The organism is Paenibacillus sp. FSL H8-0332 (assembly GCF_037963835.1).
Lineage (GTDB): Bacteria > Bacillota > Bacilli > Paenibacillales > Paenibacillaceae > Paenibacillus_AQ > Paenibacillus_AQ rhizoplanae.
The window spans coordinates 2,178,401-2,195,933 of sequence record NZ_CP150145.1; the positions used below are offsets into that span (position 1 = coordinate 2,178,401).

The 17,533-nt window shown below is 55.2% G+C and carries 18 protein-coding genes; 12 read left to right on the top strand and 6 right to left on the bottom strand.

Going from position 1 to position 17,533, the window contains the following annotated elements; translation table 11 throughout:
* Window positions 1-62 precede the first annotated feature (62 nt).
* Complete coding sequence (locus NST43_RS09360) at window positions 63-692, top strand: O-methyltransferase (protein WP_339223992.1); 630 nt, start codon at window positions 63-65, stop codon at window positions 690-692.
* Between the two features lie 19 nt (window positions 693-711).
* Here NST43_RS09360 and NST43_RS09365 read toward each other — a convergent pair whose 3' ends face one another.
* On the bottom strand, window positions 712-1,932 hold the full coding sequence (locus NST43_RS09365; RefSeq protein WP_209991006.1) for an MFS transporter: 1,221 nt from the start codon (window positions 1,930-1,932) through the stop codon (window positions 712-714).
* A gap of 229 nt (window positions 1,933-2,161) precedes the next feature.
* Here NST43_RS09365 and hemE point away from each other — a divergent pair, with 229 nt between their 5' ends.
* From hemE to NST43_RS09415, 10 genes are all read left to right on the top strand, one after another.
* On the top strand, window positions 2,162-3,223 hold the full coding sequence (gene hemE / locus NST43_RS09370; RefSeq protein WP_339223994.1) for a uroporphyrinogen decarboxylase: 1,062 nt from the start codon (window positions 2,162-2,164) through the stop codon (window positions 3,221-3,223).
* Between the two features lie 88 nt (window positions 3,224-3,311).
* Window positions 3,312-4,256: a ferrochelatase gene (gene hemH, locus NST43_RS09375; protein WP_209991002.1), complete on the top strand. Its 945-nt coding sequence runs from the start codon at window positions 3,312-3,314 to the stop codon at window positions 4,254-4,256.
* Window positions 4,253-5,713: a protoporphyrinogen oxidase gene (hemG, locus tag NST43_RS09380; RefSeq protein ID WP_339223997.1), complete on the top strand. Its 1,461-nt coding sequence runs from the start codon at window positions 4,253-4,255 to the stop codon at window positions 5,711-5,713. Before hemH ends, hemG begins: the two co-directional genes overlap by 4 nt.
* A gap of 133 nt (window positions 5,714-5,846) precedes the next feature.
* The gene (locus NST43_RS09385; protein WP_339223999.1) at window positions 5,847-7,259 is read left to right on the top strand and encodes a CapA family protein; all 1,413 of its coding nucleotides are present in this window, start codon (window positions 5,847-5,849) and stop codon (window positions 7,257-7,259) included.
* A gap of 19 nt (window positions 7,260-7,278) precedes the next feature.
* Window positions 7,279-8,010, top strand: coding sequence for a glycerophosphodiester phosphodiesterase family protein (locus NST43_RS09390; protein WP_339225380.1), 732 nt, complete (start codon window positions 7,279-7,281; stop codon window positions 8,008-8,010).
* A 51-nt stretch (window positions 8,011-8,061) separates the two neighbouring features.
* Window positions 8,062-8,685, top strand: a complete 624-nt coding sequence (locus NST43_RS09395; RefSeq protein WP_339224001.1) for a fumarylacetoacetate hydrolase family protein — start codon at window positions 8,062-8,064, stop codon at window positions 8,683-8,685.
* Between the two features lie 4 nt (window positions 8,686-8,689).
* Window positions 8,690-9,523 (top strand): DUF92 domain-containing protein, encoded by an 834-nt coding sequence (locus NST43_RS09400; protein ID WP_339224004.1) that lies wholly within the window; start codon window positions 8,690-8,692, stop codon window positions 9,521-9,523.
* Window positions 9,524-9,599: 76 nt separating this feature from the next.
* Entirely contained in the window at window positions 9,600-10,211 is a 612-nt protein-coding gene (locus NST43_RS09405; RefSeq protein ID WP_209990993.1) for a TetR/AcrR family transcriptional regulator, read from the top strand.
* Between the two features lie 51 nt (window positions 10,212-10,262).
* Complete coding sequence (locus NST43_RS09410; protein ID WP_339224006.1) at window positions 10,263-12,215, top strand: ABC-F family ATP-binding cassette domain-containing protein; 1,953 nt, start codon at window positions 10,263-10,265, stop codon at window positions 12,213-12,215.
* Window positions 12,216-12,237: 22 nt separating this feature from the next.
* Window positions 12,238-12,732 carry a tetratricopeptide repeat protein gene (locus NST43_RS09415; RefSeq protein WP_339224007.1) on the top strand — a complete coding sequence of 165 codons (495 nt, stop codon included), beginning with the start codon at window positions 12,238-12,240 and terminating at the stop codon, window positions 12,730-12,732.
* 405 nt (window positions 12,733-13,137) lie between these two features.
* Here the strand turns inward: NST43_RS09415 and NST43_RS09420 are convergent, their stop codons facing one another.
* The 5 genes from NST43_RS09420 to NST43_RS09440 all read right to left on the bottom strand — a co-directional run bounded on the left by NST43_RS09420 (window position 13,138) and on the right by NST43_RS09440 (window position 17,031).
* Entirely contained in the window at window positions 13,138-14,181 is a 1,044-nt protein-coding gene (locus tag NST43_RS09420) for a M42 family metallopeptidase (protein WP_339224009.1), read from the bottom strand.
* A 27-nt stretch (window positions 14,182-14,208) separates the two neighbouring features.
* Window positions 14,209-14,532, bottom strand: coding sequence for a lipopolysaccharide assembly protein LapA domain-containing protein (locus NST43_RS09425; RefSeq protein WP_209990986.1), 324 nt, complete (start codon window positions 14,530-14,532; stop codon window positions 14,209-14,211).
* A gap of 85 nt (window positions 14,533-14,617) precedes the next feature.
* Window positions 14,618-16,408 (bottom strand): oligoendopeptidase F, encoded by a 1,791-nt coding sequence (pepF, locus tag NST43_RS09430; RefSeq protein WP_209991218.1) that lies wholly within the window; start codon window positions 16,406-16,408, stop codon window positions 14,618-14,620.
* A gap of 212 nt (window positions 16,409-16,620) precedes the next feature.
* On the bottom strand, window positions 16,621-16,791 hold the full coding sequence (locus NST43_RS09435; protein ID WP_209990984.1) for a hypothetical protein: 171 nt from the start codon (window positions 16,789-16,791) through the stop codon (window positions 16,621-16,623).
* A 6-nt stretch (window positions 16,792-16,797) separates the two neighbouring features.
* Window positions 16,798-17,031: a hypothetical protein gene (locus tag NST43_RS09440; protein WP_036702226.1), complete on the bottom strand. Its 234-nt coding sequence runs from the start codon at window positions 17,029-17,031 to the stop codon at window positions 16,798-16,800.
* Between the two features lie 172 nt (window positions 17,032-17,203).
* Between NST43_RS09440 and NST43_RS09445 the strand changes: the two genes are divergently transcribed.
* Window positions 17,204-17,401 (top strand): cold shock domain-containing protein, encoded by a 198-nt coding sequence (locus NST43_RS09445; protein WP_036725228.1) that lies wholly within the window; start codon window positions 17,204-17,206, stop codon window positions 17,399-17,401.
* Window positions 17,402-17,533 lie beyond the last annotated feature (132 nt).

The window sequence follows — 17,533 nt, forward strand, 5'->3', positions numbered from 1 at the left end:
AGGAAGAGTTCTGCACAATGCCTGTCCGCAGGTACACACACCCATTCAAGAGGAGAATACATATGCAGAATCAGGAAGAATACAGTGAACAGCTATATACAGAAGATGAATTATTGCTCCAAGTCAAAGCAGCCATCGCTGCGGGCGGCATGCCGGAGGTGTCGATTGCCCCGGGCTACGGCAGATTGCTGACGATGCTGGTGACCCTCTCCCGCTCCGCAAACCTGCTGGAGATCGGGGCGCTTGGCGGCTACAGCGGAATCTGTCTGTGCCGGGGATTGGCGCAGGAAGGCCGTCTGACGTCTCTGGAGCTTAAGGCCGACTATGCTGAGCTGGCACAGAGCCATCTAGAGCAGGCGGGCTTCGGTGACCGGGTAGAATACCGGATCGGCCCCGCGCTGGATAGCCTGAAGCTGCTCGAAGCACAGGGACACAGGTATGATTTCTTCTTCATCGATGCCGATAAGGAGAATTATCCGAATTATCTGGAATATGCAATCCGGCTTGCTACGCCGGGGGCGATTATTGCCGGGGACAATATTTTTCTGCGCGGCCGCACGCTCAATACGGAGAAGAACGGACCGGCCGTCCAGGCCATGCGCCGCTTCAATGAGATGATTGCGGGCGATCCCCGCCTGACCAGCACGCTGCTGCCTGCCTATGATGGCCTGGCGCTGGCAATGGTGAAATAGCTTATGCCACACCAGCCTCTTAACGGAATAGCCGGGGTTCAGTCTTCTTGTACAGCTTGATCCGCACCCAGACCGTATTGATCAGCAGGAAGGCGCCGGAGACAATGAACAGGCCTTCAATGCCGATATAACCGGACAGGAATCCGCCGATCACCGCACCGAGCATATTGCCGAGCGCAAGCGTGCTGCTGTTGAAGCCAAACGCCCGGCTCTCCTTGCCGTCAGGCGTATAGGAGCGGATCAGGGCGTTGACGCTCGGCAGCAGCCCACCCATGAAGACGCCCATCAGGAAGCGGACGAGAATCAGCTGCCAGACGCTGGTCACGAACGCCTGCGGAATCAGGAACAGAGCAGCGCCGATCAGCGCAAAGGTCAGTATCCGGTGCGCCCCCACCTTGTCGCTGAGCTTGCCGAGCAGCGGTGAAGCGAGCATGTTCGAGATACCGGTGACGGCACTGACCATGCCTGCCCAGAAAGCGATATTCACAGCGGAGCCGTGCAGCTTCTCAACATAGAGCGGCAGCAGCGTCATCGGGCTGATCATGGCGAATTGCAGCAGGAAGGTCACGCCGAACAGGGCGGGAAGCTGCGGCACCTTCGCCAGCTCCTTGAAGCCTTGAAGCACGGAAACCTGAGGGACCTGCGCGGCTTCCACCCGGTCGAATTTCTCTTTGACCAGGAATAAGGCCAGCAGTGACGCAACGAATAGCAGCGCGCCGACCACATAAAAGATCGGACGGAACCCGATCCAGTCCGCCAGCAAGCCGCCCATCAGCGGCCCGAGAATCGTTCCGGCCACCGCGCCGGACTGCATCAGGCCCATCGCGAAGCCCATCCGCGGTTTCGGCGTTGTTCCCGAGACGAGCGCGATAGACGCGGGGTTGAAGCCGGAGATGGTTCCGTTCAGCAGCCGGAGCAGCAGCAGCTGCATCGGGGACTGGGCGAAGCCCATCAGGACGATAACAATCGCCATGCCGAAGCTGGAGCGCAGGAGCATGATTTTGCGTCCGTATTTGTCGGCAAGCTTGCCCCATAGCGGCTGGAAGATGAACGAGGTCAAGAAGTTGGCGGCAAAAATAAGCCCGGCCCACATGCCGATCGCATGGTCGCCGGTCACTCCCAAATCTTTGGCGAGATAAAGCGACAGAAACGGGGTAATCATAGTCATACCTGCATTTACCAGAAACTGGCCGAACCAAAGCACCATGAGGTTGACTTTCCAGGTCTCCCAATTCTTCAAAGTGCTTTCACTTCCTTTCAAGGGATTTCAATGTTACATTGTTCACGAAAAATTGACATTATATCAGTATATCATAGTTTTTCAGCCGGACAATGCAACACATGTCATAGTAATGTCATGGGATTGTCATTCCCTTTCGGGTGAGGCGGTTGTTAGCCGCTTACAAAAGGGGCATAATAATGATATGTGTTTTTCACAGTAATCTATCAAATCTAATGGAGATCTTATCATGACCTACAACGACACTTTTATCCGCGCCTGCAGACAGCAGAACACGGAGTACACCCCCGTATGGTACATGCGGCAGGCTGGCCGGTATGATCCCGACTACCGTACAATTAAGGAGAAATATTCGCTGCTGGAGATCTGCAAGCAACCGGAGCTTGCGGCTGAGGTGACCCTGATGCCTGTGCGCAAGCTGGGCGTGGACGCAGCCATTCTGTATTCTGACATCATGAATCCGGTGGCCTCCCTCGGTGTGGATTTTGACATTGTAAAGAACATCGGGCCGGTTATCGATAATCCGCTCCGCTCCGCAAGTGATGTGGAACGGCTGAAGCCAATTGATGTGGAGGGCGATCTGGGCCATATTCTGGAGACCATCGCCATACTGGACAAGGAGCTGGACGTTCCGCTGATCACCTTTGCCGGGGCTCCGTTCACCATCGCCAGTTATCTGATCGAAGGCAGACCGTCCAAGACCTATCACCGCACCAAGGAGCTGATGTTCAGCCAGCCTCAGGTGTGGGAGAAGCTGATGGAGAAGCTGGGCGATATGGTTATCACCTATCTGCGCGCTCATGTGGCAAGCGGCGGGAAGGCGTTCCAGCTGTTCGACAGCTGGGTCGGGGCGCTGGCTCCGCGTGATTTCGAGCAGTATGTGCTGCCGACGATCACCCGGATTTTTGCCGAGTTGTCCGATCTGGAGGTTCCCAAGATCTACTTCCCCGGTGTCAGCTCAGGGGAGCTGCTCCCCAGCTTGACCAAGCTGCAGGCCGATGTGATCGGACTGGACTGGCGGGTAAGCATCACCGAAGGACGGCGCAGACTAGGCGGAGGCTATGCGGTTCAGGGCAATCTTGATCCATACCTGCTGACCGCGCCGATGGATATGCTCAAAGCCCGGGCCAAGGAACTGATCGATGAAGGCATCACGCGGCCGGGGTATATTTTTAACCTGGGACATGGATTATTCCCTGAAGCTTCACTGGACACACTCAAGGAATTGACGGATTATGTGCATGAGTATTCAGCAGCGGCAATGAAACAGGCGGCACCGCCGCTGGCATAGTTGAAGAAATAGCATCAAGATGGCAGCAGCCTTTGCTGCTCTCTTTGCTGTATAGGACGTTAATTATTCGTAAAAGGGGATGGAAACCGTGGCCAACAAAATTGGAGTACTCGTGATGTCGTACGGCACGCCTGAGAGTCTTGAGGATGTAGAGGCTTATTATACGCATATCCGGCGGGGGAACGCTCCTTCTGCTGAGCAGCTCAAAGAGCTGAAGGGCCGCTATAAGGCGATTGTCGGCGGGGTTTTTCCGCTAAGAGAGAATACCGACCGTCAGGTGGAAGCCTTGCAGGCCAAGCTGAACAGCGGGCAGATCCAGTATGTCTGCTACCAGGGGCTCAAGCATGCCAGACCGTTCATCGAGGATGGTGTCGAGGCTATGGTCCGGGACGGAATTACCCAGGCGATAGGCATTGTGCTGGCCCCGCATTACTCTGTGATGAGTGTAGGAACCTATATCAAGCGCGCCAAGGAAAAAGCCGAAGCCTGCGGCATTCATATGGAGTTCGTAGAGAACTACCATATGCACCCCGAGCTGATCGATGTGCTTAGCCGGAGAGTGACTGCCAAGCTCGATGAGTTCGAAGAGACAGGTGCAGTGCGGGAGGATGTCCGCGTGCTGTTCAGTGCACATAGTCTTCCTGAACGCATTCTGGCGATGGGCGATCCGTACCGTGACCAGCTGCTGGAGACCTCTCAGGCGATTGCCGCTCAGGCAGGGGTTGAATCCTGGCAGTTCACTTGGCAAAGTGCAGGCCGGACGGCGGAGCCTTGGCTGGGACCGGATATTCTCGACACACTGCGTGAGCTGGCCGAGAGCCAGGTGAAATACGTGCTGTCAGCCCCGATCGGCTTCGTCTCCGACCATCTGGAGGTGCTGTACGATCTGGATATTGAAGCGCAGCAGCTTGCCTCTGAGCTGGATCTGCGTCTCTTGCGGATTGACTCGCTGAACAGTGATCCGGCTTATATGTCGGTGCTCAGCGATGTGGTGCGTACGAAGGCAAACCAGTTGAAGGTGAATCTGTCATGACCGCATCTCCCCGCAAGGTAGTCATTATCGGTGGAGGCCTTAGCGGGCTCAGCGCCGCTTATTATATCCGCAAGTTCTACCGTGAGGCCGGAACACAGCCGGAGATTACCTTAATCGAGAAGGACAAGGTCCTTGGCGGCAAAATCGAGACACTGCATCGTGACGGCTTCGTGATTGAGAAGGGCCCGGATTCCTTCCTGGCCCGTAAGACGGCGATGGTCGATCTGGCCAGGGAGCTGGAGCTGGACCATGAGCTGGTAAGCACGAATCCGAACGCCAAGAAGACCTACATCCTGCAGCGGGGCAAGCTTCATCCTATGCCTGCGGGTCTTGTGCTGGGCATTCCGACAGAGCTGAAGCCCTTCCTGAAGAGCGGACTGGTCTCCTTTGGCGGCAAAATGCGGGCGATGATGGATTTCGTAATCCCGCCCCGCCGTAGCTCCGAGGATGAGTCGCTTGGCGATCTGATTGAGCGCCGTCTTGGTACAGAGGTGCTGGAGAATATGACGGAGCCGCTCCTGGCAGGAATCTATGCAGGGGATATGCGCAAGATCAGCCTTCAGGCGACCTTTCCGCAGTTCGGTGAGGTCGAGCGCCAGTACGGCAGCCTGATCCGTGGAATGACGACCGGCAGGAAGCCGGTGGAGACCCATACTGGAACGAAGAAAAGCGCCTTTCTCACCTTCCGGCAAGGATTGCAAAGTCTCGTGCATGCGCTCATCCATGAGCTGCAGGATGTCCGCCAGCTCACGGGGACTGGAGCAAAATCCATCCGGGTTCTGGGAGGTGCGGGTTCTTCCGGCACTCTCCGCTATGAAGTCGAGCTGGACAACGGTGAGCTGCTGCAAGCAGACGATATCTATGTTACGGTGCAGAACTTCGCAGCCGCAGAGCTGCTGCGTCCCCATGTGGATGTATCGGCGCTGGATGCAGTGAACTATGTATCAGTTGCCAATGTGGTTCTGGCGTTCACCCGGCAAGATATCGTTACCGAGTATGACGGATCGGGCTTCCTTGTTCCGCGTAAGGAAGGGCGGAACATCACAGCCTGCACCTGGACCTCTACGAAATGGCTGCATACCAGCCCTGACGATAAGGTGCTGCTGCGCTGTTACGTAGGACGTTCGGGGGACGAACAGAATGTAGAGCTGCCGGATGAAGCGCTGGCGGAGCTGGTGCGCAAGGACCTGAAGGAGATTATGGGGATCACCGCAGCACCGCTGTTCACAGAGATCACCCGGCTGAGGTCGTCCATGCCGCAGTATCCGGTCGGCCATCCTGGCCGCATTGCCGGCCTGCGCAGTGAGCTGGCTCAGCAGCTGCCCGGCGTCTATGCCTTTGGCGCAGGATATGACGGCATCGGGATGCCGGACTGCATCAAGCAGGCGAAGCTTACGGCTGAGACTGCCGCAGCCAGCCTCCAGAAGCTGCCGGAACCGGCGGGAGCTACAGTATAAAAGAAACGGTGGAGCGGAGCAGTGGCGCTCCACCGTTTTTTATAACTGGCACCGCCGCTCCCCGCTTGGAGCGCCAGCTGATAGATATGCTATAATAGAAACACTTTAAGGGTAAAGGAGATTACTTGCACTCATGTATCCGCCGAGATCAGGCAATAGACAAGGCAAGAGACAACATAGCAGGCGACGGCGCAGAAGGGTATGGGCGTGGGTCAATGTGGCGTTGCTGCTGCTGATTACCGCTGCGCTCGCTTATTCATTCATGGACGGCAAGGACCCGCAGGGCTCTGCTGCTCCGCCAGCGGCGCTCGTTACTTCACCTTCACCGGAAGCTGCTGCAACGGCGGCAGTCCCTACAGAAGCCGTTCCTACAGAGGAAGCGCCTGGGACGGAGGCTACAGCCACTGCGGAGCCTGCTCCGGAGGGAACACCGGAGGCTTCTCCCGTGCCTACGGAGACGGCGGCAGCCGCTACGACCGCTACGGCAGCTCCTACCCCTTCACCAGCGAAACAGACGGAAGCTACGAATGCGCCGCAGGCCACAACGGGGAGCAGCAGCGGGCTGGTCGCAGGCTTGCCGGAGAATACCTCCGGCGGGACGGTGAAGCTGAGCTTTGCCGGAGATATCATCTTCAGCGGAAAAGCAGGTGCGCTGCTGGAGCAGAAGGGCTACGATTATTCCTACAGCGCGCTGGATGGAATGTTCAAGAAGGATGACCTCACGGTAGTCAATCTGGAAACTCCGATTACTACACGCGGGGTTGGGGCCAAGAACAAGCAGTTTGTGTTCAAGGGCCCGCCGAAAGCACTGGATGCGCTCAAGGCCGCCGGTGTGGATGCCGTCAATCTGGCTAACAACCACACGCTGGATCAGGGGGAGGAAGGTCTGCTGGACACCCTGAAGCATCTGGGCGAGCGCGGAATCCCTCATGTGGGGGCAGGGAGGAATAGCCAGGAGGCTTATGCTGCGCAGTATTTTGAACGTAATGGAATTAAGATTGCCCTGCTGGGCGTCACACGGGTGATGCCTGTGATTGAATGGAAGGCGGAAGCCGGCAAGCCTGGCCTTGCCTCGGTGTACGACAGTGCAGAAGCGCTCAAGGCAATTGCCGCAGCCAAGCAAAAGGCCGATGTTGTCGTTGTCGTCGTCCATTGGGGGCGGGAGCGGATGGAGCAGTATGACAAGACCCAGCAGGCGCTCGGACATAGCTTCATTGATGCCGGAGCGGATCTGGTGATGGGCGGTCATCCGCATGTGCTGCAGGGAATTGAGCCGTACAAAGGCAAATGGATTGCCTACAGCACAGGCAACTTTATTTTCACACGCGGCTCCATCCCGGCTACTTGGGAGACGGCGGTATTCCAGGCGGAATGCAGCAAGCAGGGGCAATGCGCTCTTAAGCTGAAGCCGATGGATGCTGAGCTGGCGCAGCCGGTGCCGATGAATGAAGCCGACGGGCAGCTTCTGCTGCACAGAATACAGTCAATTTCTTCAGGTCTGATCAAGGTCCGCAATGACGGTACTGTGACCCAAGCGGTGAAATAGCCGGAGGTGCGTATCAATGATGAACAATATGTGTGTAGCACACCGTGGTTTTTCCGGTAAAGCTCCTGAGAACACATTGGCCGCCGTGCGGCTGGCACTTGCGCTGCCTTATGTACGCTGGATGGAGATCGATGTGCAGCTGACGAAGGACGGGGTTCCCGTGGTCATCCATGATTATTCCCTGGACCGTACGACCAACGGACACGGCAAGGTGAAAAATATGGAGTACGAGCCGCTGCGGCGGCTGGATGCGGGGAGCTGGAAAGGGCGTGCTTTTCGCGGAGAGCGGGTGCCTTCTCTGGAAGAGGTGCTCGCTCTGGCGTCAGGACGGCTGCGGTTAAACATCGAACTGAAGACGGTGGGCGAGATGTACCCCGGTCTTGCGCAGGCGGTGATTGATCTGGTGAATGCCAGGGGAATGCGCGAGGAAGTGGTGCTGACCTCGTTCGATGCCGGTGTATTGCGGCGGATCAAGGAGCTGGACGCGCGGTTCCATACAGGGCTTATCTATGACTCCAGATCCGGTGATCCGGCGGGTAAGCTTGATGAGCTGGGCTGCTCCTTCTTATCCATCAGCTACGACCGGCTTAGCCCGGTTTTGGCCAAATCCCTGATTGAACGCGGGGTGCAGGTGATGGCCTGGACCTTGAACAAGGGCAAGGAAATGCGCCGCCTGTCGGAGATACATTCCGATATTATGATCTGTACGAACCGTCCGGATATTTGGGGCGATATATTTTTGAAGGCTTGATCAGGCTGCTGTAAGCACACCAATTCATAGAGGAAGAGAGCTGAAGGAACAATGAGCAGTGCGATCAATAATGTATACTGTGTAGGACGTAACTATCAATTACATGCGGAGGAGCTGGGCAATCAGGTGCCGGCCGAACCGCTGATCTTCCTGAAGCCGTCTCATGCTGCCGTGGCCCTGGATAAAGCGATCATCTATCTGCCCAAGGACGCCGGACTGATTCATTACGAGGGGGAGCTGGTGCTGCGCATTGCGCGTGATTACGTGCCGGGGATGAGTGTGCAGGAGCTGGTGGATGTCATGGCGCTGGGCCTCGACTTCACACTCCGTGATGTGCATAATGATCTGCAGCGCAAGGGCTTGCCTTGGACTGCTGCCAAAGGCTTCAAGAACGCGGCTCCGCTCACCCCTTATATAGCATTGCCTGAGCAGGAGGAGCTGGAGGCCACAGACTTCACTGTCCGCAAGAACGGAATTGAGGTTCAGCGCGGGAACGTGAAGAACATGATTTTTTCCCTGCAAAAAATCGTTGAATTCATTGCCGCCCGCTACGGGCTGGGCAAAGACGATATTATCTTCACTGGAACCCCCGCTGGGGTAGGTCCGGTAGTGGCGGGCGATTCGTTCGAGCTGTTCTGGGGCGCGCGCCTCATGGGCACCTGCCTGATCGGTTAAGGCGATGCTCTCAGGACTTGAACTACTCCAATGGCTGATCGGGGCCTGCGGTGCGCTGCTGGTTGCCGGAGCCGCTTACTGGAAGCAGTCGCTTAGCTTCTCAGGAATGGTGGCGGCAGTGGTCATGGGGACGATCTATTTCGGTGCGGGGAATCTGTTCTGGTTCGGTATCCTGCTCGTGTTTTTCACCTCCTCAACCCTGCTCTCGAAGCTTCATCATGAGAATAAGGCAGAGCTGGAGTCCACGTATGATAAAACCGGACGCCGCGACGCGGGACAGGTCTTCGCCAACGGCGGACTCGGGATGCTGGCCGTTCTGCTGAACGCGGTCTATCCGCTGGAGCTCTGGGGCTTCCTGTTCATCGGGGTGATGGCTACCGTGACCTCGGATACATGGGCGACAGAGATCGGTACGCTGGCCCGGAAGCCTCCCCGGTCGGTGCTGACCGGTAAGGTGCTGCAGGCAGGCACCTCCGGCGGCGTATCCCTGCCCGGGACGCTGGCCGCAGCGGCAGGAGGGGCGCTTATCGGCGCGGCCTCCTGGCTGCTGCGGGCGGCCTCAGGCATGACGCCCCATGCCTTCTGGCTGCTGGTGCTGGCCGGATTGCTGGGCGGGCTTGCGGGAGCTTTTGCCGACTCGGTTCTGGGTGCTACCGTGCAACGGATGAACCGCTGCACGGTCTGCAGCCGCGAGGTCGAAGCCTCCAAGCACTGCGGGAAGCCTACGGTATACGCCAGGGGCTGGCGCTGGATGGACAATGATACTGTAAATGCTGTAAGTTCTATAATAGGCGGTGCTGTAGCGCTGCTGGTCAGTTATATCAGTTACATAGGATAAGGACGGATCTGAGGGTTAAGCCGGCCGTTGCGTTATCCGGTAACATGCTGGATTTTATGGGTTGGGAGGTGAACCGTTGAGCAGTGCATCCGTAGACAAACATGCAGCTATTCTGGATGCCGCTTATGAGCTTTTCGGTTCAGGCGGCTTTTATGAGACGAAGATGTCGGAAGTGGCCGAACGTGCAGGCATTGCCAAGGGTACGGTCTATTTGTATTTTAAAAGCAAAGAGGAACTCTTCATGGCGGTTACCCGCCGCGATTGCGAAGGCTTCCTTGAGCAGCTTGAGGGCAAGCTGAGGACCCGCTCCACATTGACAGACAAGCTCTCCGTTATTGCAGAGCATCATCTGTTCTATTACTATGAGCGCAAGCAGCATACGAAGCTGTTCTTCCGTGCGCCTAACAATAACCCTGAGCTGGTGGCTTATATGGCACAGTTTATGGAAGCCTATATGCAGGCTGTGGTGAAGGTGCTGCTGGAAGGCGGGGCTACCGAGCCGGAGCTGATGGCACAGTCGTATATCGGGATTCTGGATCGTCTGAAGATGGACATCCTGTTCGACCCTGAATTTGCCGAGGCAGATGCGGATAAGCGGGCGAAGTTTGCGGCGAGGCTCTTTATCACGGGGGCACTGGGCAGCCTGGATTCGGCGCTGGGGGACTTCCCTGCTGAAGCTGAATCTTAAGTGAATACAGCCAATTCCGGTTTCAAAATATAAGGCAAGCGAGGACAACTGATGAATATTATGACAGTGGAACATCTCTCCAAGAGCTACGGGGAGAAAACCCTGTTTCGTGATGCCTCCTTTGGCATGGACGACAGGGATAAGATAGGCGTAATTGGCGTAAACGGCACGGGAAAATCAACCTTTTTGAAGATTATCGCCGGGCTCGATACAGCAGATGAAGGGCAGATTGCCATCGGCAATGATGTACGGGTGCAGTTCCTGGCCCAGAATCCGCCTTACGAGCCTGGAAATACAGTCTTGCAGCAGGTATTTGCCGGAGAGGACCCGGAGCTTGCGACGATGCGTGAATATATGGAGGTGATGTCTCTTCTGGAGCAGAATCCGGGAGATTCAGGGCTGGAGGGCAGGCTTGTCCGAATTGGACAGGCCATCGACGCGGCCGGCACCTGGCAGCTGGAAAGTGAGGCTAAGACGGTCCTTACGAAGCTGGGGATTACCCAGTTCGATGCCCGGATGGAGAGCTTGTCGGGCGGACAGCGCAAGCGTGTCGCGCTGGCGGCAGCGTTGATTACACCATCCGAGCTGCTGATTCTGGATGAGCCTACCAACCATATTGATACGGATTCCGTAGCCTGGCTGGAGCAGTATTTGCAGAAGCGGCGCGGGGCGCTGCTGATGGTGACGCATGACCGTTATTTCCTGGAACGGGTAGCCAGTGTAATGCTTGAGCTGGACGGCGGGAATCTGTACCGGTATGAAGCGAACTATTCGCGGTTCCTGGAGCTGAAGGCAGACCGTGAAGAACGTGAGGCTTCGGCCGAGCAGAAGCGCAAGAATCTGCTGCGCACCGAGCTGGCCTGGATTCGGCGCGGGGCCAAGGCCCGCTCCACGAAGCAGAAGGCGCGGATCGACCGCTTCGAGAAGCTTAAGGAGAGCACGGGAGGGGCTTCGGCCTCATCTATGGATATCTCTGTAGCTTCCACAAGACTGGGCCGAAAAATCATTGAGCTTCAGGAGCTCACCAAATCACTGGACGGCCGGACCTTAATCAAGGATTTGAATTATATTGCTGTGCCGCAGGACCGCGTGGGGATTGTAGGCAAGAACGGCAGCGGCAAGTCTACGCTGCTTAACCTGATTGCCGGTAGGCTGACACCGGACAGCGGCGAGGTACAGCTCGGGACAACCGTGAAGCTGGGCTATTTCACCCAGGAGCATCAGGACATGGATCTCAGCCTGCGGGCGATCGAGTACGTGAAGGAAGAAGCCGAGATCATCAAGACCGCAGACGGCAGTGTCATCACCGCCGGGCAAATGCTGGAGCGCTTTCTGTTCCCACCCGCGATGCAGTGGACGCCAATCTCCAAGCTGTCCGGCGGCGAGAAAAGACGTCTCTATCTGTTGCGTGTCCTCATGGGAGCGCCCAACGTGCTGCTGCTGGATGAGCCGACGAATGATCTGGATATCGGAACACTCGCTGTGCTGGAGGATTACCTCGATGAATTCCCTGGCGTAGTCTTCACGGTATCGCATGACCGCTACTTCCTGGACCGCACCGTGGATAAGCTGATTGCCTTCGAGGATGGGGGCATCCGCCTGCATGTCGGGGACTATAGCGAATATGAAGAGTGGCTGGCGAAGAACGTCCCATCCGGCAACGGGAACTCCGGTAAGGCAGAAGGCGGCTCCGGCCGCAGCGCCAGCGGGGCTAATTCTGCGGCTGCTGAGCAGAGCGGGAATACACAGGCTGGGTCAGCGCCGCGTGAGAAGCTGAAATTCACCTTCAAGGAGCAGCGTGAGTACGAGGGCATAGACGAGGCGATTGAACAGGCGGAGCAGCAACTGACAGACCTCTCGGCCCAGATGGAAGCAGCCTTCGCCGACTCCGGCAGACTCCAGGAGCTGGTGGAGAAGCAGCGGCAGGCCGAGGCAGAGCTGGAGCGTCTGATGGAGCGTTGGACGTATCTCAATGAGCTGGCGGAGAAGATCGCTGGGAAGTAACACCGCGTAGGAGGAGGGGACAGTGGCTGTGACTCATACGATAGAAGAAGCCGTCCAGCTGCGCTCCTCTGGCCAAGCTGAAGAAGCGAGGGACATGCTGCTACAGCTACTCTCAGAGGGCGACAGTAACGCTGAGCTGCATTATCAGCTGGCATGGACGCATGATGTGCTGGGCTTGGAGAGTGAGGCGGTAGCTTATTACGAGCAGAGTCTTGCCCTGGGGCTTCCAGATGCGGACCAGAAGGCAGGCGCGATGCTGGGCCTGGGCAGCACGTACCGGACGCTGGGGCAGTATGCGGAATCCCGTGTGGTGCTGGAGCAGGGTGCGCTTGAATTCCCGCAGCGTGCGGAATTTAAGGCTTTTCTGGCCATGACGCTGCATAATCTCGGCGCGCATACCGAAGCCATGGAGCTGCTGCTCACCCTGCTTGCGGACACATCCTCTGATCCCGGTATCCAGGATTACCGCAAGGCGATTAAGTACTATGCGGACAAGCTGGAGCAGGTATGGCCTTAACCGGGGGATGCAACATCTCACGCGTGAACACAGCCCTAATCCTCAAAGTCAGAGGGTTATGCGGAAATCCTGCCCAAAATGCAGCATCTCACTCGTTATCCCAGCTCTAATCCGCAAATGTTGCACAAAATGCAGGATAACTCCTCACCGGAGCCGGTGGGTAGGGGAATTGTTGCAATTTATACAGGAATCCATGCAAATGTCCAATTATGGGCGGGCCAGGTTGCAATAGTTGCAACATTTTGGCCGTGTAAAGTAATATTTGTCTAATTACTATATCACCATGGTCAACTAAAAAGGCAGCACCAGCTATTGAAATGAGCTGGTGCTGCCTTTTTGTACTTGTTTACTAAATATCCAGGTCGTGTTGTTATAGAAAGTGACCCGCCGTGGCGAGCAGCCTGATCAGTTCGCCCCAACATAAGCCGCCAGCAGCTTAGCCGTATTCAGCACAGCCTGCTTGTGGGTACGCTCCATGGAGTGCGAGGCGTGTACGCCAGGTCCAATCAGTGCGGCCCGGATATTATTGCCGCCGCGCAGCGCAGCAGAGGCGTCGGAGCCGTATTGCGGATAGATATCGACCGCGAATGGAATAGCGAGACCGTTCGCCAGCTCGATCATGCGGCTGGTCATGGCATAGTCGTACGGGCCGGAGGAGTCCTTGGCACAGATGGAGACATCCGTCTCCTTGCAGCTGAGGTCATCGCCCATCGCGCCCATGTCCACAGCGATCATCTCATTGATCTCCCCTGGAATCCAGGCAGCGCCGTGACCTACCTCTTCATAGTTGGAGATGAGCATGCACAGGTTATGCAGCGGCTTCCAGCCTTCGCGATGGATACTCTCCAGCAGCCCGAATAAGGCGGCTACGCTGGCTTTGTCGTCCAGATGGCGGGATTTGATATATCCGCTGGGGGTAAGCACGGCCCTTGCATCAAACGAAATAAAGTCCCCGACTGAAATCCCCAGCTTCAGCACATCATCCTTGGTGGAGACCAGCTCATCAATCCGGATCTCCATATTCTCTTCCGCACGCTTGAAATCACGGGCATCGGCATACACATGCACAGAAGGATGACTGGTCAGGATCGTACCGGTATAGGTTAAGCCGCTGCGGGTATGGATGATGCAATATTCATTCTCAATACTGTTCATGCTGAATCCGCCCACAGAGGTTAAGCGGAGGGTACCATTAGACTTAATGGAGCGGACCATGGCACCGAGCGTATCCACATGGGCGCTGATGCCGATCGTGCGCGAAGGGTCAAGTCCGGGTACGGTGAGCATCGCACCGCCTTTTTCATTCCAGGTAAGCGGAATATTGAGCGCTGCCGCTTCTTCGGCCACCAGAGACATCACCTGGGCGGTGAAGCCGCTGGGGCTTGGGGTATCGAGCAGTTTTTTGAGCAGATTCAGAATATATTCTTCATTGGGCTGTATGTTAAGCAAGGATAATTCCTCCTATTCGTCTATGGGTTACAGCTGGGATGATCCTTCTGGAGTAAAAAGGTCACTCTCACCAGGGATAGGTTCCATGTTGACACTACCCGCGTCACGGAGCTTGGCAAGCTCAGCGTTCAGGTTCTTGATCTGCTTCTGCAGCTTATACTGGCGGAAAATTCCGTACGAACCGACTACAACCCCGCCGATCAGCGCACAGCCAAGAATAACGAGGATAAGCGGAATGCTGACAAAGTCGAACCCGAAATTAACGGGCACCGTATCCACATTCATTACTGCGAAAACTGCAGTCAGCAGAGCGAAAAATAAGCCTAATATAAGTGACCATTGAAATTTCATATAGCTTCCTCCTCAGGATGATCTGACAATACAAATCCCCTGCCCGCAAAGGGCAAGGGATTACTGTAATACTAAGCCTTCTGTGTTACTTGGTCAACTGCTCCATCTGTTCGATCACGCTCTCGAATACGCTCATAGCTTCGCGGATCGGCTCAGGCGAGGACATATCCACTCCGGCTTTGGATAGAATGTTGATGGAATAATCACTGCCGCCGCTCTTCAGGAAGCCGAGGTAACGGTCTACCGCCGGTGTGCCTTCCTCCAGAATCTGTTTGGCGAAGCTCGTCGCCGCCGAGAAGCCGGTAGCATATTTATAGACGTAGAAGCTGTTATAGAAATGCGGAATCCGCGCCCACTCCATCTCAATATCCTGATCAATTACCATATCCTTGCCGTAATACTTGACATTCAGATCGTAGTAGATCGCAGAGAGATCCTGCGGTGTAAGCGATTCGCCTTCTTCAGCACGCTGGTGAATGATCTTCTCGAATTCAGCGAACATCGTTTGCCGGAATACCGTCGTGCGGAACTGGTCGGCATAATAGGTGAGCAGGTACATTTTTTCCTTCGGGTCCGTGGACTTGTTCAGCAGGTAATCCATCAGCAGCGCCTCATTGGTAGTAGAAGCAACCTCCGCCAGGAAAATAGTGTACTGTGCGTCCCGGTATTTCAGCGCCGTGTCCGAATAGTAGGAATGCAGGGCGTGACCCATCTCATGTGCCAGTGTGAACATGCTGTTCAGATTGTCATTATGGTTCAGCAGCACGTAAGGATGGGTGCCGTAAGCCCCCCAGCTGTATGCGCCGGAGCGTTTATTCTCGTTCTCGTATACATCGATCCAGCTCTTGTCATAGCCTTCCTGCAGAACACTCAGGTAGTCCTCGCCAAGCGGCTTCAGGCCTTCCTTGGTAATCTTCTTGGCCTCGTCAAACGTAATATCCAGCTTATATTCGTCCACGAGCGGAGCGAACAAGTCATACATATGTAGCTCATCTACTCCAAGCAGCTTCTGGCGCAGCTTCATATAACGGTGCATCAGCGGCAGGCTCTCATGAATAGTGTCGATCAGATTCGTGTAGACTTCCTTCGGAATATTGTCACCGTACAGGGACATTTCCAGTACAGAAGGATATTTGCGCACACGGGAGTAAAATACATTCTTATTCACATTCGCGCTCAGCGTGGCGGCAATCGTGTTCTTTTGCTTGCCGTAAGTTTCATAGACCGCTTTGAAGGCGTTCTTGCGTACCTCGCGGTCCGGGCTTTCGAGGAATTGAATATAGCTTCCGTGCGTCAGTTCGACTTCCTTGCCTTCTTCGTTCTTAATCTTCGGGAACTTCAGATCTGCATTATTCAGCATGCTGAATACGGTTTGGGGGGCCTGGGCAATAGTGCTGACCTGAGCCAGCAGGGCCTCTTCCGCCTTGGAGAGGACATGAGCCTTCTCGCGCTTCATTTCAGTCAAGGTGAAGGTGTAGTCGGAGAGCGAAGGGTCGGCGATGAACTGGTCCAGCGTCGTGTCAGGCAGGGCCAGAATCTCAGGTGTCACAAAAGAAAGGGCTTCACCCGCTTCAACACCCAGCTTCTTGGCCTTGGAGGAGAGAGCCTGATATTTCGGAGCCGCCGTATCCTCGTCCTGGCGCATATGCGCATAGACATAGAGGCGTTCAGTCAGCAGCGACAGCTTGTCGTCCAGCTCAAAGCACTCCTTGAGGGCATCCGGTGAATCCAGCTTCCCTTGGAAGGAGGCAGCGCTTGTGATCAGTTCCTTGACTTCCTTATATTCGGCATCCCATTGCTCCTCTGAAGCAAACATATCTTCAAGCTTCCAGCGGTTCTCGGCGGGCACTTCACTTCTCTTAGGTAATTGTTCCATAGAAATCCTCCTCGGTAGATGGGATGCGGCTGAGCTGCTCTCCGCCTGCGGGAGCGCTGAGGACAGATTTCCTTGCAGCAGGCTGAGCGCAAGCAAGAGCGGGAGTGACTTGGCGGTAACGGACATGACGGCAGCCTCCTGATTCTCAAAGTCTGCTTAGTATGCCCTGCCAATTCATGTTTATTAATTCATAAGTGTGCTTACAGATGAAGTTATGTGAGCAGGCTATAAATAATGAAGACAAAAGCCAACGCAATCATAATGACTGCGGTTAATGCCATCCCGCGCTTCATGCGCGGGGGCATTTTGTCCTTGCTCATAATCAGTACGGCACCCAGACACAGGACGACAATTACATAAATGACAAGACTCTCATTTTCCATGCCGGGCTACACCTGTTTGAAGGCGGCGATGATATTCTTGTACTCTTCTTCATTATCCTTGTAAGACTCTTTGTTGAAGCGGTTGTTCACCCACTGCATCATAGCCGGACGGCTCATGAAGGTATGCGTTTCTTCTCCCCATTGGTCGGAGATTTCACGAAGGATAATATAACGTCCCTGAACTTCCACCGTCATCATGTTCCACTTGTCTGTTTTGTATATTTCATGTTTTTTGATCATTATCATTACCACCCTGGCGATTTTTGGCTTTTGGGTCAATGATAACGCACCGGAGAAGGGAAAAGCAAATTAAATCACGAAATCAGGGAAAAGATGGATTGCTTTACAAGTTTAGAAAGCGTATAATGTAAGCATACGCCATATATGGCGGTATTTTTAGGAGGTTGTTCATTTGAAAGGTACAGTAAAATGGTTTAACGCAGAAAAGGGTTATGGTTTCCTTCAAGTTGAAGGCGGCGAAGATGTATTCGTTCACTTCTCAGCGATTCAAGGCGACGGATTTAAGACTTTGGACGAAGGCCAAGCGGTAGAATTCGATGTTACTGACGGTAACCGTGGTCCACAGGCAGCGAACGTAGTTAAACTATAAAATACGGCCAAGGCAGAGCTTCTGTCAGCCGCAATATATATATTTGATCTAGCACGCACTGGCATAAGTAGCATTAGGCAGCTTGAGCAGCACAGTTCCTTCGGGGGCTGTGTTTTTTTATGCTGCAGCGTG

Excerpts from the sequence above, each read along its gene's own strand:
- NST43_RS09360 (WP_339223992.1), top strand. The coding sequence starts at position 63 with ATGCAGAATCAGGAAGAATACAGTGAACAGCTATATACAGAAGATGAA.
- hemE (WP_339223994.1), top strand. The coding sequence starts at position 2,162 with ATGACCTACAACGACACTTTTATCCGCGCCTGCAGACAGCAGAACACG.
- hemG (WP_339223997.1), top strand. The coding sequence starts at position 4,253 with ATGACCGCATCTCCCCGCAAGGTAGTCATTATCGGTGGAGGCCTTAGC.
- NST43_RS09385 (WP_339223999.1), top strand. The coding sequence starts at position 5,847 with ATGTATCCGCCGAGATCAGGCAATAGACAAGGCAAGAGACAACATAGC.
- NST43_RS09390 (WP_339225380.1), top strand. The coding sequence starts at position 7,279 with ATGAACAATATGTGTGTAGCACACCGTGGTTTTTCCGGTAAAGCTCCT.
- NST43_RS09395 (WP_339224001.1), top strand. The coding sequence starts at position 8,062 with ATGAGCAGTGCGATCAATAATGTATACTGTGTAGGACGTAACTATCAA.
- NST43_RS09400 (WP_339224004.1), top strand. The coding sequence starts at position 8,690 with ATGCTCTCAGGACTTGAACTACTCCAATGGCTGATCGGGGCCTGCGGT.
- NST43_RS09410 (WP_339224006.1), top strand. The coding sequence starts at position 10,263 with ATGAATATTATGACAGTGGAACATCTCTCCAAGAGCTACGGGGAGAAA.
- NST43_RS09425 (WP_209990986.1), bottom strand. The coding sequence starts at position 14,532 with ATGAAATTTCAATGGTCACTTATATTAGGCTTATTTTTCGCTCTGCTG.
- pepF (WP_209991218.1), bottom strand. The coding sequence starts at position 16,408 with ATGGAACAATTACCTAAGAGAAGTGAAGTGCCCGCCGAGAACCGCTGG.
- NST43_RS09435 (WP_209990984.1), bottom strand. The coding sequence starts at position 16,791 with ATGGAAAATGAGAGTCTTGTCATTTATGTAATTGTCGTCCTGTGTCTG.
- NST43_RS09440 (WP_036702226.1), bottom strand. The coding sequence starts at position 17,031 with ATGATCAAAAAACATGAAATATACAAAACAGACAAGTGGAACATGATG.